We start from the raw sequence: 21,050 nt of genomic DNA on the forward strand, positions 1-21,050 counted from the left end.
GTCCACCGCACTCTCGCCAGGTATGCGATACTTGCGACCAGATCCATCCTCGCGGAGCAGCTCGAACTTCTCATACTTTGTCCGATGAGAACCCAACGAGACGAGTCCAGCTTTCTCCAGCTCGTCCAATGCTCGCTTTACGCGCTGCCGGCGAGCGCGGGGTCGCCCGCAGCTCGCTTCGTCGAAGGTCGGTTATCGGCCTCACACCCCTGTAGTCGCTCTGCGCGACTGATCCGCTACCCCGTGGGGGCGTGTCAGCCGCCGTGTTCCGACGACGCGCCTTCCCATCCGTTCGGGGGTTTGGAGGGACACCCGTGCTGAATACGTGCTGAAGTCCGGACTGCGGCACGCACCCACGCCGGGAATGGCCTGGTCACAGGCGCTCTTGCCAGCTCGTGAGCCCAGCCCTCCGGAGGCGGGAGCGCAGGTTCGAATCCTGCCGGGGGCACCAGCGCAGACCACGAGAGCGGCCCCTCACCTGGACCACACCCAGGCGAGGGGCCGATTTCGTCGTGTCCGGTGGCGACGTCGGCGGTCCCGCTTCTTGATCGCATGCGGCGGTTTGCCACTACACTCCGCCGCTCGATCTTGTGAAGACGCTCGATCGGACGAAGTCGGGGGGATCGACGATGGGACGGGGTGTGCCCGCGGTGAGGGTGGCTGCTGCGACCGCTGCGGCGGCCGTGCTGACGCTGATGACGCCGGCGTCGGCGGGCGCGCAGGAGAAGCTCACGTGCGAAACCAGGTATCCGAACAGCTCGACCATGGAGATGACGTGCAGCTTCCCCGGGCAGTACGCCGTGAGGGGGTTTGCGCACTTCGCCGCGAACAGCGAGCCTGAACTCCTCGAGGTCTGGGACGAGTACCGGGACGGCAAAGGCGTCACCGTCTACGTCCGCGGATCGGACGGCAAGTCGTTCGGCAAGCTCCGAGATGCCTCCGGGAGCAGCGGCACGCACGGGCACGTCTACGTCCCAGAAGGCCGCATCTACTACCTGCAGATGTGCCTCGACGGTGGCATCTGCGGCAGGGGCGACACCGGGAAGGCGTAGTCGACGCGGCGGTGGTCGAGCCGGGCATGCGCCCGGGTCCGGCGCCGTCTCCGGCTGGAGGCCGACGTTCAGGAAAGCCACATTCATGAAGCCCAGGTATGTGAATGTGGCTTTCCTGAAGCGGGCTCGCCCCGCTGCTGGTCGACCCGCGGGACGCGCTGCGGCAGGCGGTGGCCGGGCTGTCGGACGAGGCCTTCGAGCGGCCGTCGGGCTGCGCGGGCTGGCTCGTGCGGGACCTGGTGTGCCACCTCGTCATCGACGCCCAGGACGTCCTGATCACCCTCGCCACCCCCACCGACGCCGAGCCCACCCGCGACGCGGTGACCTGCTGGGAGGTCGTCGACACCCCGGCGGGCGACGACCCGCTCTCCGCGCTGACCGTGCGCCTCGCCGCCGCGTACGGGGAGCCGGAGCTGCTCGTGTTCCGCCTGGACGACGTGGGGTCCGCGGCCGGGCGCGCCGCACGGCTCGCCGACCCCGCCTGCCGGGTCGCCACGAAGGACCAGGTGCTCACCGTCGGCGACTACCTGTCCGCGTACGTGCTGGAGTGGACGCTGCACCACCTCGACCTGGTCACGCACTTGCCGGGGGTGGCGGGCCCCGCCCCGACGCGCTCGCCCACTCCCGGTCGACGCCGGATGCGCTCGCCGGAGCCCCGTTCCCCGCGACCTTCTCCGACGCCGACGCGCTGCGGGTCGGCACGGGGCGACGGGCCGCGACCGAGGCCGAGCGGAACGCGCTCGGCGCGCGGGCGGCGGCGCTCCCGCTCGTCCTGACCTGAGCCGGAGGAAATTCTCCCGGCCCGTGTCGATCCCGGCCGCTCCCGTTCGACCTCGAAGGTGAGAGGGTCCGCACGGGGCCCGCCGACGGCGAGGGGAACGACCGTGAAGTACATGCTGATCATGCGCGCGACCGACGAGAGCTACGCCGCGTTCGCCGAGATCGACTTCGAGACGGCCATCGAGAAGATGGGCCGGTTCAACCACGAGCTGATCCAGGCCGGCGTCCTCGTCGCCGCCGAGGGGCTCGACGACGCCAAGGACGGCGTGGTGGTCGACTACTCGGCGGACCCGCCCGTGGTGACCGACGGGCCGTACGGCGAGACCAAGGAGCTGTTCGGCGGGTTCTGGATCCTCGACGTCGCCTCCAAGGAGGAGGCTGTCGAGTGGGCCAAGCGGGTGCCGATGAGCGGTCCCGGGATGAAGACCGAGATCCGCCGGGTGGCCAGCATCGACGAGTTCCCGCAGGACAACGAGTGGATCCAGAAGGAGCGGGCGTGGCGGGAGGCCACCGGCCAGCTGTGAGCGGCAGCGGGCGGGGCGCCGTCGAGGCGGTGTGGCGGATCGAGTCCGCCCGGATCGTCGGCGCCCTCGCCCGCTACACCGGCGAATTCGCGCTCGCCGAGGACCTCGCCCAGGAGGCGCTGGCGGAGGCGCTCGTCACGTGGCCGCGCGACGGCGTCCCGCAGAACCCGGCGGGCTGGCTGCTCACCGTGGGCCGCCGCCGCGCCATCGACGGGTTCCGCCGCCGCGCCGCGCTCGACGACCGGTACGCCGCGCTCGCCCGCGAGCTCGCCGAGGCGGGACCGGCGTCCGACGCCGACCTGCTCCGCGATCCCGACCAGATCGACGACGACGTGCTGGCGCTGGCGTTCACCGCCTGCCACCCGGTGCTCTCCCGCGAGGCGCAGGTGGCGCTGACGCTGCGGGTGATCGGCGGCCTCACCAGCGACGAGATCGCGCGGGCCTTCCTCGTGCCGACGGCCACGGTGCAGGCGCGGATCACCCGCGCGAAGAAGACCATCGCCGCGGCGCGGGTGCGCTTCGAGGTGCCGCCGCCGCACGAGCGGCGCGAGCGGCTGGGTTCGGTGCTCAGCGTCGTCTACGTGATCTTCACGGAGGGTTCGACCGCGACGTCCGGGCCGGAGCTGATCCGCACCGACCTCGCCCACGAGGCGATCCGGCTGGCGCGGATCCTCGCCCGCCTCATGCCGGACGAGCCGGAGGTCCTCGGCCTGCTCGCGCTCGTGGAGCTCACCGCGGCGCGGTTCCCGGCCCGCACCGGCCCGAACGGCGAGGTGGTGCTGCTCGAGCAGCAGGACCGCCGCCGGTGGGACCGGGCCGCCATCCGCCGCGGGCGGGCGGCGCTCGCCCGCGCCGAGCGGGTCGGGCGCGGGCTCGGCGCCTACGGGCTGCAGGCCGCCATCGCCGAGTGCCACGCCACGGCGCCGTCGGTCGCCGAGACGGACTGGGAGCGCATCGTCCTGCTCTACGACGCGCTCGCCCGCATCGCGCCGTCCCCCGTCGTCGAGCTCAACCGCGCCGTCGCGGTCTCGATGGTCGAGGGCCCGGCCGCGGGGCTGCGCATCGTCGACGACCTGGCTGCCGGGGGCGCGCTCGCCCGCTCCCACCTCCTGCCGGGCGTGCGCGGGGAGCTGCTCGCCCGCCTCGGCCGCGTCGACCAGGCGCGGGCGGAGCTGGCGCGCGCCGCGGAGCTGTGCGGGAACGCGAAGGAGCGGGAGCTGCTGGAGCGCAAGCGGGAGGCGCTGCTCGAAGGTCGGACCGCCTCCTCCTGAGGTCGCAAGCGCGACTGGGTACCCGCGCCGGATGTGCGCGGGGCCCGTGCGGGACAGGCTCGGGGCATGACTTCGAAGGCCTCGCGCGTGCTCGCGGCGTTCGCCGCGGCGTGCGCCGTCGGGGTGCTCACCACCGGGTGCGGCGCCGCGGCCACCACCGCTCCCGCACCGGACGTCCCCGCCCCGCGCACCGCGGAGCTCACCGCGGCGGACGTCGACACCTGGTTGGACGGGCTGGTACCCGCCGCGCTCGAACGGTCCGGGATCCCCGGCGCCGCGGTCGCGGTCGTGCACGACGGGCAGGTCCTCACCGCCCGCGGCTACGGCTGGGCCGACACGGGCTCCGACGGGGGCGAGCCGCGGCCCGTCGACCCGGACCGGACGCTGTTCCGCGTCGGGTCGATCTCCAAGGTGTTCGTGGCGACCGCCGTCATGCAGCTGGTGGAGCAGGGCCGGATCGACCTGGACGCCGACGTCGAGCGTTACCTCGACTTCCCGCTGCCCCGCGCGTTCGCGCAACCCGTCACGATGCGCCACCTGCTCACGCACACGGCCGGGTTCGAGGAGCGGATCAAAGGCCTGATCGCGCTCGACGGGCCGGGCCCCGACCTGCGCGAGACCGTGGCCGTCGACCCGCCGGAGCAGGTGTTCGCGCCGGGCACCGTGCCCGCGTACTCGAACTACGGCTACGCGCTCGCCGGCTACGTCGTCGAGCGCGTGAGCGGCGTGCCGTTCGACGCCTACGTCGAACAGAACGTGATCCGGCGGGCCGGCATGACGTCGTCGACGTTCGCGCAGCCGCTTCCGGCGGAGCTCGCCGACCGGCTGGCCCGCGGGTACGCGTCCAGCTCGAGCCCGCCCGAGCCCTTCGAGGTGGTCGGGACCGCCCCCGCGGGCGCGCTGTCGGCCACGGCGACGGACATGGCGCGGTTCATGCTGGCGCAGCTGGGCGAGCTCGGTCCCGAGCACGACCTGCTCTCGCCCGACACGCGCGCGACGATGTGGCGGCCCGGGCTCGACGCGGCCGCGCTCGGCACGCTGGCCGCCGGCCCTCGCATGGCGCTCGGCCTGTTCGACGAGAGCCGGGGCGGGCTGCGCATCCTCGGCCACGGCGGGGACACCAACTACTTCCACTCGCACCTGCAGCTCTTCCCGGACGAGCGGACCGGCGTGTTCGTCACGCTCAACGGCACCGGCACCACCGCGGTGGAGACCCTCACGCTGCGGCGCTCGCTGCTGGAGGGCTTCGCCGACCGGTACTTCCCGTCGACCGCGCCCGAGCCGCCGACGGCACCCACGGCCGCGGGCCACGCCGCGATGGCCGAGGGCAGCTACGAGAGCGCGCGGGCCCCGTTCAGCACGTTCCTGCGCACGCTGGGGCTGCTCGGCCAGACCACGGTCGCCGCGCGCCCGGACGGGACGGTGCTGATCTCGCCCGCCCCCGGCGACCTGGACCCGGCCGTGTACCGGGAGGTCGAGCCGTGGGTCTGGCAGGAGGTCGGGGGTGAGCGGAGGATCGCGATGCGCCCCGACGGCGACCGGGTCGGGGCCATCGGGTTCGAGTCGGCGTTCACGCTCCTGCGCGCCCAGCCCGACCGCGACGCGCGCATCGTGCTGCCGGTGCTCATCGGCTCGGCGGCCGTGCTGCTCCTCGCGCTGCTGGCCTGGCCGATCGGCGCGATCGTCCGCCGCCGCTACCGGGTCCCGCCGCCCCCGCCGGTGAACCGGCTCGCGCGCACGCCGACCCGGGTCGCGGTGGCCGCGGCGGTGTTCGCGCTCGCGGGCTGGGCGGCGGTCGTCGTCACCATCGCGGGCCTGCAGGACGTGCCGGTCGCGCTGCTGCGCGCCCTGCAGGCGGCCCAGTGGGTGGCGCTGCTCGGCCTGGTCCCGGCGGCGGCCCTGCTCGTCGGCACGATCCGGCACCGCGCGGGCGCGCTGCGGGTGATCGGTAGCGTGTGCGTGCTGCTGGCGCTGGCGGGAACCGCCTGGTTCGCGCAGGCCTACGGCCTCCTCGCGCCCGACGTGTCCTACTGACTGGTGACCCGGATGACCCCGCTGGCGCCCGACCCGCCGCCCGGTTGGCCCGACCGGTTCGCGGCCCGGGCCGACGCCCGGCTCACGGCCGTGGGCCTGACCACCCCGCTGCGGCGGGACTGCGCGCTGGCCGTGGCGCTGTGCCTCGTCGAGACCGGGCTGGTGCTGCTGCTGTTGTTCGCCGACCAGGGGCAGGCCGCCGGGCTCTCCCTCGAACCGCCCCAGCTGACGGCGGCGCTCGTCGGGACGGGCGCCCAGACGCTCGTGCTGTGCATCCGGCGCCGCCGGCCGGTGCTGTGCATCGGGCTCGTCGCGGCGCTGCAGATCGCGCTGTTCGCCGCGCTGCCACCCGTCGCGGCGGTGCGCGGCGTCGCCCCGGTGATCGCCGCGTACGGCTGCGGCGCGCTGCTGCCCGCCCGCCGGGCGACCCGGGTCGTCGCCTGCGCCGTGGCCGCCGAGAGCGTCGGGCTCCTGGTCGCGACCGCCGTCCGGCTCGGCGTGGGGAGCGAGCAGGTGGGGTCGGTCGTCACGCCGGTCGCCGGGCAGCTGCTGTCCGGGGCGCTGACCTACGCCGGCGGCGCGCTGCTCGGCGCCTACATCGCCACCCGCAGGCAGTACGTCGAGCTGGTGCGGGTGCGCGCCGCGGAGGCGGTCGAGGCGCAGCGGGCCAGGGCCGACGCCGCCATCGGGCAGGAGCGCTCCCGGATGGCCCGCGAACTGCACGACATCGCCGCGCACCACCTGTCGGGGATGGTCGTGCAGTCGGCGGTGGTCGAGCGGCTCATCGACCGCGACCCGCAGGCGGCGAAGGAGGCGGCGGCCTGGATCAGGGCGCAGGGCAAGGAGACGCTGCACAACCTGCGCCTCGTCGTCGGCGCCCTGCGCGGGCCCGCGCACGGCGACGACGGCGAGCTGGGCGAGGGCGGGGCGCCCGTCCCCGGCCTCGCCGTCCTCGACCGCCTCGTGCAGGCGGCGCGCGACCTCGGAACCCCCGTCGAGCTGGTGCGCGACGACGGGCTGCCCGCCCTCCCGCCGATCGCCGACGTGAGCTTCTACCGGGTCGCCCAGGAGGCGCTCGCCAACGTCCGCGAGCACGCCCCCGGCGCGTCGGCGCGGGTCGTGCTGCGCCGCGACGGGTCCGCGGTCGTCCTCGAGGTCGAGAACTCCGCGGTCGGCTCCCGCCCGGACGGGGACGGCCGACGCCCCGGGCGCGGGTTCGGCCTGGCCGGGATGCGGGAGCGGGCCCAGCTGATCGGGGCGGCGTTTGAAGCGGGGCCGGCGCCGTCGGGCGGGTGGCGCGTGTCGCTGTCGCTGGAACAGCAGACCGCGTCCCCGCGCGCGGGGGCCGACGGGCGTGGTCCGACACTGGCGCCGTGATCAGAGTCGTGCTGGCCGACGACCAGTCCGTGGTCCGGGCCGGGTTCCGCGTCATCCTCGAGCTCGCGGGCGGCATCGAGGTCGTCGGCGAGTGCGGCGACGGCCCGTCGGCCGTGCGGCTCGCCCGCGACCTGTCCCCCGACGTCGTGTGCATGGACGTGCGGATGCCCGGTGGGGACGGGCTCGCCGCCACCCGCGAGATCACCGCGGGCGACCCGAACGGGTCCGGGCCCGCCGTGCTCGTGGTGACCACGTTCGACCTCGACGAGTACGTCTTCGGCGCCCTGGAGGCCGGGGCCAGCGGCTTCGTGCTGAAGGACTCCGAGCCCGACGACCTCGTCGACGCCGTCCGGCGGCTCGCCCGCGGGCAGGGCCTCGTCGACCAGGCCGTCACGCGGCGGGTGATCGCCGAGTTCGCCCGGCGCAAGCCCGCCCGGGCGCCCGTCGCCGAGGCGGAGCAGCTCACCGCGCGCGAGACCGACATCGTCCGGCTCCTCGCGCAGGGCATGTCCAACGCCGAGATCGCCCGCGAGCTCGTGATCGAGACGACCACGGTGAAGTCCCACCTCACGCGGGCGATGGCCAAGCTCGGCGTGCGGGACCGGCTGCAGCTCGTGGTCTGGGCCTACCGCAACGGGATGGCGGCGTAGGGACCCGGCGTGCCCGGCCACGAGCGCCGCCAGGAGTTGGGCGGGCTTCCTAGACTGGGGGCGTCGGTCTGCGAGACGCCCCGAGGTCGACGACGATGAAGATCCAGCTCCACAACCCGAGGCGCGAGGTCGAGATCCCAGGTCCGCTGCGGGCGAGTGACCTGTGCAAGCAGCTCGGGCTCAACCGCGAGTCCGTGCTCCTCATCCGTGGCGACGAGCTCGTCACGGGCGACGCCCTCCTCGAGGAGGGCGACACCGTCGAGGCGCGGCCGGTGATCTCGGGAGGCTGAGCGACGCGGTGAAGTGCCATCGTTGCGAGCAACAGGCCGCCGTCGAGGTGCGGCACGCCCGTGCCGCCTACTGCCCCGGCTGCTTCGTGCAGCGCTGCCGGGAGCAGGTGAGCCGGGCGATCAGCGAGCACCGCATGATCCGCCCCGGTGAGCGGGTGCTGGTCGCGGTCTCCGGGGGCAAGGACTCCCTGGCCGTGTGGGATCTGCTGCTGGACCTGGGGTACCAGGCGGACGGCGTGTACCTGGGCCTGGGCATCGGTGGCTACAGCGACCGCTCCGGCGCGTGCGCGCGGGCGTTCGCCGAACGGCGCGGGGCCCGGCTCCTCGAGGTCGATCTGGCCGACGAGGCCGGCTTCACGATCCCGCAGGCGGCCGCGACGCGACGCATCCCGTGCTCGGCGTGCGGCCTGTCCAAACGGCACCTGCTCAACGAGGTCGCGCTCGAACACGGCTTCGACGTGCTCGTCACCGGGCACAACCTCGACGACGAGGCCGCGGTGCTGTTCGGGAACACCGTGACCTGGAACCTGCCGTACCTGGCCCGGCAGCGCCCGGCCCTGCCCGAGTCGCCGGGGTTCGCCCGCCGGGTCAAGCCCCTGATCAGGCTGACCGAACGCGAGACGGCGGCCTACTGCGTCATCCGGCGCATCGACTACATCGTCGAGGAGTGCCCGCTCGCCGCCGGCAACCGCCACCTCGTCTACAAGGAGCTGCTCAACTCGCTGGAGGAGCGGTCCCCAGGGGCGAAGGCGGCCTTCCTCAACGGGTTCTCCGAGCGGCTGATGCCGCTGCTGGACGACCTGGCCGCGCGGGAACGCGAGGCCGTCGGCACCTGCTCCCGCTGCGGTTCGCCGACGACCGCGCACGTGTGCGCGTTCTGCCGGCTGCGCGACCAGGCCACGCGACCACCGCGTCGGCGGCGCACGACCCGGCGCGGCACCCGGCCGGCGCGGACCGGGGGCGGCGAGGTCGACCCACGGGTGAGCCTGCGCCCCTGAGCCGAGCGGCCCCCTACTCGGCCGAGCGGGCCGCGCCGCGTCAGCGGACCTCTTCGGGGCGCAGGCGTTCCAGGAGCTCGACCGCGGGCGCCGACGGCCGGGGCGGGTGCACGACGTGGACCTCGCGGACCGGGGAGCGCCCGCGCAGGTCCCGCAGGACCACCCCCGGGTGCCCCACCACCAGGCTCGCCGGCACGAAGGACACGCCCAACCCCGCCGCGACGAGCGCGAGGGTGACCTCGTAGTCCCGCGTCTCGTAGGCGACGTGCAACGGGCCGAGGCTCTCCAGGCAGATCCGGTTCGGCATCCCGGGCGCCCCGGACACCCAGTCCTCGTCGGCGAGGTCGGCGAGCGCGATCTCCGGGGCGGATGCGAGCCGGTGGTCGCGCGGCAGCACCAGGCGCAGCGGGTCCCGCAGGAGGAGCCTGCGCCGCAGGCCGCGCGCGGGCGGCAGGGACACGCCCGGGTACCGGTGCGTGAGGAGCAGGTCCAGCTCCCGGGCGGCGACCAGCCCGTACCCGTCGGGTGGCTCGATGTCGACCAGGGAGATCCGGATCCCGGGCCGCTCCCGTTTCAGGGCGGCGAGCGCCCGCGGCAGCAGCGTGCGGGCCGCGGTCGAGAACGCCCCGACGGCGATCCGCTGGGGCCCTGCGCCCGCGGCCGCGCGCACGGCCTGCTCGGCGGCGCGCAGCTCGCCGAGCACCCGCTCGCCGTGCTCCAGCAGCACCCGTCCCGGCCCGGTCAGCCGGGTGCCCGCCCGGCCCCGCTCGACGAGCGGTGCGCCGACTTCCCGCTCCAGTTTCGCGAGCTGCTGCGACACCGCCGACGGCGTGAACCCCAACCGCGCCGCGGCCGCCGCGATCGACCCGGCGTGGGCGACCTCGACGAGCACGCGGAGCCGGTCGGCGTCGAGTGCCATCAGCGTTCCTAATGGTCGTTCAGCAGATGGAACTACAGCTTAAGATCGCGAAGGAGCATCCTCGGCTCATGACGCCACTCCCGACGGCAGCCGACGTCGCCGCGGCCGCGGCCCGCGTGGCCCCGCACGTACGGCGCACCCCGACCCTGCGCACCGAGGTCGACGGCAGGCCGCTGGTGCTCAAGCTCGAGCACCTGCAGCGCAGCGGCTCGTTCAAGCTCCGCGGCGCGGTGAACGCGCTGCTGTCGGCGCGGGCTCCGGAACGGGTCGTCACGGCGTCGGGCGGCAACCACGGGCTCGCCGTCGCCACCGCGGCGGCCGTGCTCGGCCTCCCCGCCGTGGTCTACGTGCCGCGCACCGTGCCGGAGAGCAAGGCGACGCGGATCGAGGCGACCGGGGCGAAGCTGATCCGCCACGGCGAGACCTACGCCGAGGCGGCGGCCGCCGCCCGCGCCGAGGCCGGCACCTACGTGCACGCCTACGACGACCCCGTCGTCGTCGCCGGGCAGGGCACGGTCACCGCCGAGGCCGTCGCGGAGCACCCGGACGTCGACGCCGTCGTGCTCGCGGCGGGCGGCGGTGGGCTGGCCGCGGGTGCCGCGCTGGCCGCAGGGGGCCGCACGGTGGTGACCGTCGAGCCGACCGGCTGCCGGGCGGTGCACGCGGCGCTCGACGCCGGCGCGCCGGTGGACGTGGAGGTCGACTCGGTGGCCGCCTCCGCCCTCGGCGCCACCCGGATCGGCGAGGTGCCGTTCGCGGTGCTGCGCGCCGCGGGCGCGGTGCCGGTGCTCGTGACCGACGCCGAGATCCTCGCGGCGCAGGAGCGGCTGTGGGAGGAGTTCCGGCTGCGGGTCGAGCCCGCCGCCGCCGCGCCGTTCGCGGCCTGGCTCGCCGGGCGGGTCCCCGGTGAGCTCGCGTGCCTCGTGCTGTGCGGGGCGAACTCCTGACGGAGGCCTCGACGATCATGGCGGGGTGACCCCACGCGCCATCTCCGGCCCCCCGGTCGAGCCGGTCCCCGTCCCCGCCGCCGTCGCCCGCCTGGCGGGCGGCGACGAGATCGTCCCGGTGTGGCGCAACGAGCTGGGCGGGGTCACCTTCCGCCTCGACGGCGCGGACGGCCGCGTCCGCTACGCGAAGTGGATCGCCGCCGGCAGGCCGGGGATCGACCTCGAGGGCGAGGCGGCGCGGCTGGCGTGGGCCCACGGGCGGGTGCCGGTGCCGCGGGTGCTCGAGCAGGGCCGGGACGCGGACGGGTCCTGGCTGGTCACCGAGGCCGTGCCCGGCCGCTCGGCGGTGGACCCGCGGTGGGTCGCCGAGCCGGCGACCGCGGCCGCCGCGATCGGGCGCGGCCTGCGCCTGCTCCACGACGCGCTCCCCGTCGACGAGTGCCCGTTCGACTGGGGCGTCGAGCACCGGCTCGCCCGCAAGGGCTGCTGCGACCCGGATCTCCTCGCTCCGCCGCCGATCGACCGGCTCGTGGTCTGCCACGGCGACGCGTGCGCCCCGAACACGCTCCTGCACGACGACGGCACGTTCGCCGCGCACGTCGACCTCGGCTCGCTCGGCGTCGCCGACCGCTGGGCCGACCTCGCCGTGGCGGCGTGGAGCACGGAGTGGAACTTCGGGCCGGGCCACGAGGACGCGGTCCACGCCGGCTACGGGATCGCGCCCGACCCGGTGCGGATCGCCTACTACCGGCGGCTCTGGGACGCGACGTGACGCACCGTCACCCGGCCGCGGCCGGGTAGGTCGACGTCCGGACGAACCGGACCTCCGCCAGCGGCACCTCGCGGGGCGGAGTCGTCGACGGACTCGACGTGCACCGGGCGGCCGTCGGCCGTGCGGCGCACGACCGTGGGCCCCGGCTCGTACGGGCGGTGCTCGTCACCCCCTGCTGCGGCGCCCGGGGCACGACCCGCAGCTCGCGCGACGCGGGCCTGAGGTGGTAGCTGCCGCGCGCCGGGCACCCGGTAGGGGTTGGAGAGGGTGTCGGGCGCCACGCCGAGCCGGGCGCGGAGGTCGGCGAAGCGGGAGGTGTCCCACGGCGCCTCGCGCAGGATCAGGAACGTCCAGCGTTCGCCGAGCCTCCGGCGAGCGCGCGATCGAGCACGACTGCCGCGACAGCGCCATGCACCGGACTCGGCGGCCGCGGCCGCCACGGCGGCGGGCGAGGCGACCGTGCTCGTCAACGACGGCGGGTTCTCCACCCACGCCGGCACGCTGGGCACGGTCCGGGCGTTCGCGCCGGTCATCGAGGCGAACGGCGGCGGGGCGGTGCTCAACGTGCTGTCGGTCCTGTCCTGGCTCCCCTCTGCCGGCTCCGGCAGCCCGGCGTAGGCGGCCGGGTGGGCGATGACCGACGCGGTGCGCCTCGAGCCGGCGCCGCAGGGCATCACGACGACGGCGCGGCACGTCGGCTACCTGGACACCGACGTGGTCGCCCGGGTGGACGTGGTCGAGAGCCACCCGGCGGTGATCGGGGCTCGCGCTCGACGGCGTCGGCGACGGCGCGCCGGAGGTCGTCGCCGACGAGCTCAGCCGCACCGTCCGCGGCGCGCCGTCGCGCGAGCTGCCCGCCCTCCACCCCGAGCTCACGCCCGCTGGAAGTGCCAGATGAGCTCCACCGGGCTGCCGGCCTCCGCGGCCGCCGTCGCCTCCGGCACCATCGCCGCGAGCGACCACGGCCACGCCTCCCACGGCCCCGGTTCGGTCGCGGGCGGCGCGGGAGCCGGCGGCTCGGCGACGGGCTCCTCGCAGCGGCGCGGCTGCAAGCCCACGGCGAGCGCGGCGCGCAGGTAGTCGCCCACGAGGTGGCGGTGGCCCGGCAGCCGGCCGGGCCGCCCGTCCTGGTCGCGCACGGTCGGGACGGCACCGCGGGCGACGCGCTCGGGGTGGATGTCGGAGGTGACCAGGTGGCCACCGGGCCGCAGCACGCGCGCGAACTCCGCGAAGGCGGGGCGGAGATCCGGGACGTGGGTGAGCGCGAGCCCGCAGGTCACGAGGTCGACCGACGCGTCGGCCACCGGCAGCGCACCGAGGTGGCCCTCCCGGAACTCGCCGTCCGGGACGTTCCCGCGGGCCTTCGCGAGCATCTCCGGCGAGCTGTCCACGCCGATCACCCGGTGCCCGCGCGCGGCCAGCAGCGCCGCGAACCGGCCCGTGCCGCACGCCGCGTCCACCGCGTCGCCCGCGGGCAACGCGGCCACGATCTCCTCGGCGACCGGCCGGTCGAAGTCGAAGGCGGGGTTGTGGCCCGCGTCGTAGGTGGCCGACCAGATCCGGTAGCCGTCGACGGCATCGAGCCGCTCGACGGTCACCGCCGCGTCGGCGAGGGACTCGTCGGCGAGCAGCCGCCGGACCTCGGCGATGCGGGCGTCGACGAACTCGCGGTCGTGCTCGCCGACGAACGCGCGCAGCAGGGCGGTCCCCTCGATCCCGATCAGGTAGGCCAACGGGTGCTCGTAGATCACGACGCGCGACCGTAGGCGCCGACGCCCCGGTTCGGCCACCGGCTTCCGGGCCGGTGTCGGGCCCGGTTGTGCGCCGTTCGCCCGGGTTCAGCGCTGCCGACCGGGTTCACGCATTCCCCCGACCGGCCGTGACGGGTAGGTTGCGGGCTGTTCCGAGGGGGGATCACGGCCGTGAGAGCGGAGCCGGGAATCGATCCGCACCGGGTGGCCGAGGTCATCGTCACGAGTCGCGACGGCGCGGGTAGGCGGGGCTCCGGCTACCGGGTGCGCAGCCGCGTCGTCCTCACCGCCGCCCACGTCGTGGCCGGCGCCGGGGAAGTCGACGTGCGGTTCGCCGCCGACACCCCGCAGGAACGGACCCTCCGGGCGGCCGAGGTCCTGGCCGACCCCGAGGCGGACCTCGCGGCCGTGCTCGTCGACGCCCCGGACACCGTGCCCGACACCGCTTACGGCTTCGTCGGCGACGGCCCCGACGAGGTCGCCGTGCAGGCGGTGGGGTTCCCGCGGTTCAAGCTGAAGGACTACGCCGACCCGTCCCTCGGCGCCTACCGCGACTCGCACCAGGCGGTGGGCACGGTCGCGCCGCTGTCGAACCGGCGCTCGGGGCGCCTGGAGGTGACGGTCCGCCCGCCCGAGCACGACCCGGACCCGGTGGTCTCGCCGTGGGAGGGCATGTCCGGGGCGGCCGTGTGGGCGGGCCTGCGCGTCATCGGAGTGATCACCGACCACCACCGCTCCGACGGCCTGGGCCGGCTCGCGGCGGCCCGGATCACCGCCCTGTCCGACGGACCCGCGGGGCAGCGGCTGCGACACCTGCTCGGGCTGCCCGCATCCGGGCTGCCCGACGTCACAGCGCCGGACCGTGCGGCGCCGCCGCCCGCCCTGCTGCAGGTGCTCGACATCGCCCCGGAGCGCCTGCTCGACCGGGACGAGGAGCTCGCGGAGCTCGCGGCCTACGCCGAGCCGTACGGGTGGTGGGAGGGGCCGCCGTGGGCGGGCAAGACGGCCCTCATGGCGTGGTTCGCCGCCCACCCGCCCCCGGACGTCGACGTGGTCTCGTTCTTCGTCGGCGCGGGCCGCACCGGGAGCACCGACCGCGACGCCTTCCTCGACGCGGTCGGCGAGCAGCTCGCGCCGGCTTCGCCGCGCCACGACCGCGGGCGCTCCGCGCCGGGCGGCCCCCGCGACCTGCTCGCCCTGCTCGACGCCGCGGCGCGCCGGTGCCGGGCAGGCGGGCGCAGGCTGGTCCTCGTCGTCGACGGGATCGACGAGGACACCGGCCCGGCGGCCGGGAAGCCGAGCATCGCCGCCCTCCTCCCCCGGCACCCGCCGGCCGGGACCACGGTGCTGGTCACCAGCAGGCCGAACCGGCCGCTCCCGCTCGACGTGCCGGGCGACCACCCGCTGCACCGCTGCCCCCGCCGCGCGCTGTCGGTCTCCCCCCACGCGCGCGAGGTCGAGGGGTTCGCCCGGCAGGAGCTCGCCGACCGGCTGCGCGCCGGTTCCCTGCCCGAGGAGCTGATCGGGCTGCTCGCCGCCTCCGGCGGCGGGCTGACCCGCGACGACCTGGCCGAGCTCACCGGCGCGTCCCTGTCCGAGGTGGCCGACCTGCTGTCCGGCGCGTTCGGGCGCAGCATCGCCGTCCGGACGCGGCGGTCCGCGACCGCCGTCCCCGGCTACGCCCTCGCGCACCGCGAGCTGCGCGAGGCGGCCGAGCGCGAGCTGGGGCCGCGGCTCGACCGGTACCGCACCCGGCTGCACGCGTGGGCCGAGGACCACAAGCGGCGCGGCTGGCCGCCCGGCACGCCCGCCTACCTGCTCCACGACTACCCGCGGGTCCTGGCCGCCGCCGACGACGCGGTCCGCCTCGCCGACCTCGCCACCGACCCGGCGCGCCACGAACGGCTGCTGGAGGTGACCGGTGGCGACGGCGCCGCGCTCGGCGAGATCGCGCTCACCCAGCTGGTCGGGGCGCGGCAACCGACACCCGACCTGGTGACCGCCGTGCTGCTGGCGCTGCGCCGCGAGGAGCTGGCCGGCCGCAACCGACACGTGCCCGTGCGGCTGCCCGCGGTCTGGGCGGCGCTCGGCCGGGGCGAGCGGGCCGCCGCGCTCGCGCGGGGCCTGCCGAAACGCAAGCGGCGGGCCGCGCTCGCGGCGGCGGCCCTCGCCGCGGCCGAGGCGGGCCACCTCGACGACGCCGAGGCGCTCGCGCTCGGCGTGCCGGACCGGGACCGGCGCGACGCCGTCGTCGCCGGCATGGCCGCGGCGGCGGCCGCCCGCGACCCGGCGCGGGCCGAGCGGTGGGCACGCCGGTGGTGCACGCCGAACCGCCGGGTGGGGGCGCTCGCCCGCGTGGCCGCCGCGATCGCCGACAAGCACCCGCAGCGGGCCCGCGCGATCGTGCAGGAGCTCGTGTCGTCGCCGCAGGACACCCGCAACCGGCCCGCCGTCGTCGCGGCCGCGGTGGCGGTGGGCGAGGTCGAGCCGGCCGAGGCGGTCGTCGCCGGGACCGCGCGCGGCGGCGCCCGCACCCGGGTGCGTGCCGAGCTGGCGAAGGCGCTCTCCGCGGCGGGCGAGATCGGGCGTGCCGAGGAGGTCGCCGCGGGCATCCGCAGGCCGGGGGCGCGGCTGCCGGTGCTCGCCGCCATGCTCCGCGACGACGTCCTCCGCGGCGACGAGCAGGCCGTCCAACGGCACCTCGGCGCGCTGCGGGAGACCGCGCGCGCAGCCGCCGACTCCGGTAAGGCGCTGGGCGAGCTGGTCGCGCTCGTCGGCAGGGTCGCGGAGCGCGACCCCGAGGTGACGGCGGCACTGCTCGATGAGGCCGAACGGATCGTCGCGACCGGGATCCACGCGGACGGCCGCGACTGGGCGCTCGCCCGGCTCGCCGTCGCGCACGCCGCCGCGGGCGGCACCGCGCGGTCGGAGGCGTTGCTGGACCAGGTGGCCGACGCCGACCGCGCGGCGGGCGCGCTCGCCGCGATCGCCGAACGGGCCGCGCGGCGGGGCGACGCGCGGCGCGCCGACGCGGTCGTGCACCGGGCGGCGGGGGCGCGCCGGCGGATGCAGGCGCTCACCGACGTCGCCGCGGCGTTCGCGGCCGCGGGCGACCACCGACGAGCCGCGGCCCGCGCCGCGGAAGCGGAGGGCGTGGCCCGGCGCACGGCCGACCCGGAGCGCCTCACGGCGATGTGCTCGCGCGTGATCGACGGCCTGGTGGCGATCGACGCCCTCCCGGCGGCCGTCGAGGTGGCCGAGCAGATGAGCGACCCCGCGGCCAGGGCCGACGCCCTCACCCGCGTGGCCTGCGCGCTCGCCACGTACGGCGCGATCGACGACGCCGTCCGGCTGGCGGAGGCGCTCGACGAGCCGGAGCACCGGTCGTGGGCGCTCGTCGACATCTGCGAGGCGCAGGCCGCGGCCGGCCGCCGGGACGAGGCCGCCACCACGGCGGCCGCGGTGCTCGAGCGCCCGCCCGGCGACGGCTACACGCGGGTGGTCGCGTTCCTGCGGCTGTCGACGGCCCTGCACACCGCGGGTGCGACCGAGGACGCGCGGCGGCTGCGGAGCGCGGCGACGTCGCAGGTGGTCGAGGACGTCGCGGACCCGGGTCAGCGCGCCCGCGCGTTCGCGCACCTGTCGGTCACGCTCTCCGCGTCCGACGACGACGTGGGCGCCGCCGTGCTCGCCCGGCGCGCGGAGGCGGAGCTCCGCCGCGTCGCCGACCCCGTGCGGCAGGACCGGGCCCGCACCCGCGTGGTGGAGGTGTACGCCGCGGCGAGGCAGGTCGGGCGGGCCGAGGCTGTCGCGCGCCCGATCGTCGCCCCGGCGGCGCGGGTGCGGGCGCTCGCCGCGCTCGCCACGGCCGATGGGGACCCGGACCGCGCCTGGTCGCGGCTCGGGCGCGCCGAGGAGCTGCTCGGGGACATCCCGGGCCCGGAGGGCGGCTGGGCGGCGGCCGGGCGGTACGCGGTGGCCGCCGCGACGGTCCTCGCGGGCGCGGGCGACCCGGCCGACCCCCGCCGGCTCCGGGTCACCCGCCTCGTCGTGGAGCTGCTCGCGACCGACGGCTGGATCGAGGCCGTCCCCGCCGTCGCCCGGCTCGACTGGGAGGCGTTCGACGCCCTCGTCGACTGGATCGTGAGCCGCCGGACTTGATGTGGAATTCGGAATCCTTTAAGAGACACCGGAAGCGGCCCTCGCTACCCTGATCGCAAACCGCACGGCGACCGGATGGAGAGGGGGTGCACCGTGCACGAGCTTCGCAACTGGCCATGCGCCGCGATCGCGGGACGCGTCGGCGATCCCATGGGCCGGTCGAGCTCCACCGAGGTGACCCGCTCTCCCGGCCGGCCACCCCGATCCCGCGTGGGGATGGGTTATCCGCTGTGACAGGTGGACCGCCATCCCGACACCGGGTCGGGCGACCCGGCCGGGCGGGTGGGATCCTGCGCCTCGGCACGTCCTGATCACAGCGAGGAGCCGAAATGCCGTTGGCGCTCTCGGAAGTCATCGCGCAACTCCGCACCGAGCTCGCGGACGCGATGCGGGCCGGGGAGAACGAACAGTTGCGTTTCGAACTCGGCCCGGTCGAGGTCGAGCTCACCGTGGGCGTCGACAAAGAGGCCAAACCGGGCGCGAAAGCGAAGTTCTGGGTGCTCGAGATGGGTACCGAGACGCGTTTCGAGTCCACGTCCACGCAGCGGATCAAGCTGACACTCGAGCCCCGGCACGCATCCCGGCCCGGGCGGTCACCGCTGATCGCGGGCGCCGAGGCGCCGAACGAGCGGTAGCCGCGGCTCAGCCCGGGACGCGGGCCCGCATCGAGAGCACCATCGGGGCCGGCCCGCCGCTCTCGGCGAACCGCTCCGGCACCAGGCCCGCGTCGAGCACGGCGTTGAGCAGCTCGGCGAGCGGGAAGTGGGTGGCGCCGATCTTGTCCCGGAGGCCCCGGTCGGTCCAGGACTCGCGCGTCCAGTGGCGCTCGAGGTACCCGGGGCGGATCACCACGGCCTCCGGGTCGGTGCGGTCGGCGAACCCGCCGCAGAAGCACGGGTGCACGCCCACGTGCACGAACACCCCACCCGGCCGCAGCACCCGCGCGACCTCGCGGAGCACGGCCGGGTAGCCGGGCATGTCGGTGTGGACCATCATCGCGATCACCGCGTCCACGGCCCCGTCCGGCACCGGCAGGCGCTCCGCGTCGGCGCGGGCGCACGCGAGCCTGCCGCGCGCGTACCGCAGCATGCCCGCCGAGACGTCGACGCCGACCGGCGTCCAGCCGAGCACCCGCACGCTCGCCGCGTGCACCCCGGTGCCGCAGCCGATCTCGAGGCAGATCCCGTCCCCGGTCCCGAGCAGGTCGCGCAGGGAGCGGTCGACGCCCAGCGGATCGTCCGCCGAGTTGCGGGGCACGAACTCGGTCTCGTACCAGTCCGCGATCCGGTCGTACGCCGCCGGCGTCATCGTCGCCACCTCCCTCGCCTCGGCGCCGAGGCTAGCGGGGTACCCGCTCCGCCCGCCCACCTCGCGCCCCCGCCTCCCGCGGCCGGCGGCAGGCCCCAGGCGGCACCTGCGCTTCAGGAAAGCCACATTCACGAAGCTGCGCTTCAGGAAAGCCACATTCCTGAAGCCCACATTCCTGAAGCACAGAGGCCCCGGCCCCTGCCCCCGACACGCACACCGCCCGGGTGGACCACGTGGTGCCCGGGTGGTCGCCACGGATGCCCCCGACGCCCCGGTGCGCGCAGGCTGGTCGGCACCCGACGGGAGGAGCAGCCATGGGCAGGGTCGTCGTGCAGGCCACGATGTCGTTGGACGGGTTCATCGCCGACCCGTCCGGCGGGGTGGGGCCGCTGTTCGACTGGTACTTCAACGGCGAGGTCGAGTTCCGCGACAACGAGCGGACCTACCGCGTCTCGGCGGCCAGCGCGGAGTACCTGCGCTCGGCGTGGCGCGACGTCGGCCCCGGCGTCGTCGGCAGGCGCCTGTTCGACATCACCGACGGGTGGGGAGGGGTCCCGCCGGTCGGGGACGCGGCGTTCGTCGTGACCCACCGGGTGCCCACCGCGTGGGTCGACACGCACCCGGACGCCCCGTTCACGTTCGTCACCGACGGGGTGGAGAGCGCCATCGCGAGGGCGCAGGCGGTGGCGGGCGAGCGCGTCGTGTCGCTCACCGCGGGCGACCTCACCGGGCAGGCCCTCGCCGCCGGGCTGGTGGACGAGTTGCGCATCGACCTGGTGCCGGTGCTGCTCGGTGCCGGCGTGCGCTACTTCGGCGATTTCACCGGCGCCGCGCAGCTGCTGGAGAACCCCGAGGCCGTCCAGGGCGACCGCGTGACCCACCTGCACTACCGCATCCGGAGGGAAACGCCGTGAAGATGCTGCTGGAGCTCGTCCCGGTGCCGGTCGCCGACGTCGACCGCGCCAAGGAGTTCTACGTGAACGCCGGGTTCACCGTCGACGTCGATGTGCGGCCCGCCGACGGGGTCCGGATCTGCCAGCTGACCCCGCCTGGCTCGGCCTGCTCGATCGTGCTGTCAACCGGCCTGCCGGCGCTCGCCGACCAGGTGCCCGGTTCGCTGCGCGGCCTGCACCTGGTCGTCGCCGACGCGGCCGCAGCGCGCGATGAGCTCGCCCGCCGCGGCGTGCCCGTCGGCGGGATCGACGAGCACGACCGCGGCGTCAGGTACGTCCCGTTCGACGACCCGGACGGCAACACGTGGGTGCTGCAGGAGATGCCGTGGCGGGCGGGCGACTTCGCCACCGGCTGAACCGCCACCCGCGGACGGTGGGCGCGATCCGGAAGTCGCGCAGGTGGCCGAGGTTGTGCCGGTCTGCGGCCACGATCGCGCGCAGCGTTGGCAGCCGGGCGCGGGCGTCGTCCTCGGCGCTGAACGGGTGCGGGAGCTCGAGCTGCGGTTCGAGGCGCTTCACCTGCCCGACGACTCCGGCCGGCGCCTGCTCACGCGCACCGCGGCGCCCGGCAGGCCGTCGGAGGCGGCGCTGCGGCTGCCGGTGGACCACCGCGGCTGACCGACCCCGGTGGGTCAGCGCGCCTCGAGGTGCGGCAGGTCGTGGCCGAGCCGGTCGCGCTTCGCGGTGAGGTAGCGGATGTTGTGCTCGTCCACCGGCTCCAGCAGCGGGACGCGCCCGGTGACCTTGATGCCGTTGCCGGTGAGCGCCAGCACCTTGTCCTCGTTGTTGGACAGCAGCCGCACCGACTCGACGCCGAGGTGGTGCAGCACGCGCGCCGCCGGACCGAAGTCGCGGACGTCCACCGGCAGGCCCAGCGCGGTGGCCGAGTCGACGGTGTCGAGCCCCTGCTCGTCCTGCAGCACGTGGGTGCGGACCTTCGCGACGAGCCCGATCCCGCGGCCCTCGTGGCCGCGCAGGTAGACGAGCACCCCGCAGCCCGCGTCCGCGATGGCGTCGACCGCCGACTGCAGCTGCGCCCCGCACTCGCAGCGCAGCGCGCCGAACACGTCGCCGGTGAGGCACTCCGAGTGCACCCGGACCAGCACGTCCTTCTTGCCGCGCGGTTCACCGCGGACGAGGGCGAGGTGCTCGTTCCCGTCGTACGGGTCGCGGAAGGCGACGGCGCGGAACGGGCCCCGCCGCGTCACCAGGTCCGACTCCGCGACCTCGGTGAGTTCGCCGTCGCGCCTGTCCTCCATGAGC

Annotated in this window: 20 protein-coding genes, 1 tRNA gene and 1 pseudogene; 18 read left to right on the forward strand and 4 right to left on the reverse strand. The window is 75.8% G+C overall.

Annotated elements, in window-relative coordinates; all coding sequences use genetic code 11:
• Positions 1–387: 387 nt before the first annotated feature.
• The 10 genes and pseudogenes from VKZ81_RS01765 to VKZ81_RS01810 all read left to right on the forward strand — a co-directional run bounded on the left by VKZ81_RS01765 (position 388) and on the right by VKZ81_RS01810 (position 8,976).
• Positions 388–451, forward strand: a tRNA-Arg gene (locus VKZ81_RS01765).
• 139 nt (positions 452–590) lie between these two features.
• The gene (locus VKZ81_RS01770) at positions 591–1,052 is read left to right on the forward strand and encodes a hypothetical protein (RefSeq protein ID WP_324239589.1); all 462 of its coding nucleotides are present in this window, start codon (positions 591–593) and stop codon (positions 1,050–1,052) included.
• A gap of 158 nt (positions 1,053–1,210) precedes the next feature.
• Positions 1,211–1,833: pseudogene (locus VKZ81_RS01775) on the forward strand (maleylpyruvate isomerase N-terminal domain-containing protein).
• Positions 1,834–1,936: 103 nt separating this feature from the next.
• Positions 1,937–2,356, forward strand: coding sequence for a YciI family protein (locus tag VKZ81_RS01780; RefSeq protein WP_324239590.1), 420 nt, complete (start codon positions 1,937–1,939; stop codon positions 2,354–2,356).
• Positions 2,329–3,627 (forward strand): RNA polymerase sigma factor, encoded by a 1,299-nt coding sequence (locus tag VKZ81_RS01785; RefSeq protein WP_324239591.1) that lies wholly within the window; start codon positions 2,329–2,331, stop codon positions 3,625–3,627. The genes VKZ81_RS01780 and VKZ81_RS01785 overlap by 28 nt, the downstream gene beginning before the upstream one ends.
• Positions 3,628–3,693: 66 nt before the next feature.
• Positions 3,694–5,661, forward strand: coding sequence for a serine hydrolase domain-containing protein (locus tag VKZ81_RS01790; protein ID WP_324239592.1), 1,968 nt, complete (start codon positions 3,694–3,696; stop codon positions 5,659–5,661).
• A gap of 12 nt (positions 5,662–5,673) precedes the next feature.
• Complete coding sequence (locus VKZ81_RS01795) at positions 5,674–7,038, forward strand: sensor histidine kinase (protein WP_324239593.1); 1,365 nt, start codon at positions 5,674–5,676, stop codon at positions 7,036–7,038.
• On the forward strand, positions 7,035–7,688 hold the full coding sequence (locus tag VKZ81_RS01800; protein ID WP_324239594.1) for a response regulator transcription factor: 654 nt from the start codon (positions 7,035–7,037) through the stop codon (positions 7,686–7,688). Before VKZ81_RS01795 ends, VKZ81_RS01800 begins: the two co-directional genes overlap by 4 nt.
• Before the next feature lie 95 nt (positions 7,689–7,783).
• Positions 7,784–7,978 (forward strand): MoaD/ThiS family protein, encoded by a 195-nt coding sequence (locus tag VKZ81_RS01805; RefSeq protein ID WP_324239595.1) that lies wholly within the window; start codon positions 7,784–7,786, stop codon positions 7,976–7,978.
• An 8-nt stretch (positions 7,979–7,986) separates the two neighbouring features.
• Positions 7,987–8,976: a TIGR00269 family protein gene (locus VKZ81_RS01810; protein ID WP_324239596.1), complete on the forward strand. Its 990-nt coding sequence runs from the start codon at positions 7,987–7,989 to the stop codon at positions 8,974–8,976.
• Between the two features lie 40 nt (positions 8,977–9,016).
• Here the strand turns inward: VKZ81_RS01810 and VKZ81_RS01815 are convergent, their stop codons facing one another.
• Entirely contained in the window at positions 9,017–9,895 is an 879-nt protein-coding gene (locus tag VKZ81_RS01815; RefSeq protein WP_324239597.1) for a LysR family transcriptional regulator, read from the reverse strand.
• 68 nt (positions 9,896–9,963) lie between these two features.
• Here VKZ81_RS01815 and VKZ81_RS01820 point away from each other — a divergent pair, with 68 nt between their 5' ends.
• The 3 genes from VKZ81_RS01820 to VKZ81_RS01830 all read left to right on the forward strand — a co-directional run bounded on the left by VKZ81_RS01820 (position 9,964) and on the right by VKZ81_RS01830 (position 12,232).
• Positions 9,964–10,842: a serine/threonine dehydratase gene (locus VKZ81_RS01820; protein ID WP_324239598.1), complete on the forward strand. Its 879-nt coding sequence runs from the start codon at positions 9,964–9,966 to the stop codon at positions 10,840–10,842.
• 25 nt (positions 10,843–10,867) lie between these two features.
• Positions 10,868–11,614 carry an aminoglycoside 3'-phosphotransferase gene (locus VKZ81_RS01825; RefSeq protein ID WP_324239599.1) on the forward strand — a complete coding sequence of 249 codons (747 nt, stop codon included), beginning with the start codon at positions 10,868–10,870 and terminating at the stop codon, positions 11,612–11,614.
• Positions 11,615–12,073: 459 nt separating this feature from the next.
• Positions 12,074–12,232 (forward strand): hypothetical protein, encoded by a 159-nt coding sequence (locus VKZ81_RS01830; protein ID WP_324239600.1) that lies wholly within the window; start codon positions 12,074–12,076, stop codon positions 12,230–12,232.
• Positions 12,233–12,486: 254 nt separating this feature from the next.
• Here VKZ81_RS01830 and VKZ81_RS01835 read toward each other — a convergent pair whose 3' ends face one another.
• Positions 12,487–13,365, reverse strand: coding sequence for a class I SAM-dependent methyltransferase (locus tag VKZ81_RS01835; protein ID WP_324239601.1), 879 nt, complete (start codon positions 13,363–13,365; stop codon positions 12,487–12,489).
• A 171-nt stretch (positions 13,366–13,536) separates the two neighbouring features.
• Between VKZ81_RS01835 and VKZ81_RS01840 the strand changes: the two genes are divergently transcribed.
• Together VKZ81_RS01840 and VKZ81_RS01845 are read left to right on the forward strand one after the other, a co-directional pair.
• Positions 13,537–17,526, forward strand: a complete 3,990-nt coding sequence (locus VKZ81_RS01840; RefSeq protein WP_324239602.1) for a trypsin-like peptidase domain-containing protein — start codon at positions 13,537–13,539, stop codon at positions 17,524–17,526.
• 329 nt (positions 17,527–17,855) lie between these two features.
• On the forward strand, positions 17,856–18,161 hold the full coding sequence (locus VKZ81_RS01845; protein WP_324239603.1) for a trypco2 family protein: 306 nt from the start codon (positions 17,856–17,858) through the stop codon (positions 18,159–18,161).
• A gap of 7 nt (positions 18,162–18,168) precedes the next feature.
• On the opposite strand, the gene VKZ81_RS01850 is transcribed toward VKZ81_RS01845, so the two are convergent.
• A complete protein-coding gene (locus tag VKZ81_RS01850; RefSeq protein ID WP_324239604.1) occupies positions 18,169–18,834 on the reverse strand; it encodes a class I SAM-dependent methyltransferase in 666 nt (221 codons plus the stop codon).
• Positions 18,835–19,148: 314 nt separating this feature from the next.
• On the opposite strand from VKZ81_RS01850, the gene VKZ81_RS01855 reads away from it, so the two are divergent.
• The 3 genes from VKZ81_RS01855 to VKZ81_RS01865 are packed head-to-tail and all read left to right on the forward strand — an operon-like array spanning position 19,149 to position 20,405.
• The gene (locus tag VKZ81_RS01855) at positions 19,149–19,748 is read left to right on the forward strand and encodes a dihydrofolate reductase family protein (RefSeq protein WP_324239605.1); all 600 of its coding nucleotides are present in this window, start codon (positions 19,149–19,151) and stop codon (positions 19,746–19,748) included.
• A 2-nt stretch (positions 19,749–19,750) separates the two neighbouring features.
• A complete protein-coding gene (locus tag VKZ81_RS01860; RefSeq protein WP_324239654.1) occupies positions 19,751–20,143 on the forward strand; it encodes a VOC family protein in 393 nt (130 codons plus the stop codon).
• A 43-nt stretch (positions 20,144–20,186) separates the two neighbouring features.
• Entirely contained in the window at positions 20,187–20,405 is a 219-nt protein-coding gene (locus VKZ81_RS01865; protein ID WP_324239606.1) for an MmyB family transcriptional regulator, read from the forward strand.
• A 14-nt stretch (positions 20,406–20,419) separates the two neighbouring features.
• Here the strand turns inward: VKZ81_RS01865 and VKZ81_RS01870 are convergent, their stop codons facing one another.
• Positions 20,420–21,046: a GTP cyclohydrolase II gene (locus VKZ81_RS01870; protein ID WP_324239607.1), complete on the reverse strand. Its 627-nt coding sequence runs from the start codon at positions 21,044–21,046 to the stop codon at positions 20,420–20,422.
• Positions 21,047–21,050 lie beyond the last annotated feature (4 nt).

This window comes from Pseudonocardia sp. (genome assembly GCF_035305885.1).
Lineage (GTDB): Bacteria > Actinomycetota > Actinomycetes > Mycobacteriales > Pseudonocardiaceae > Pseudonocardia.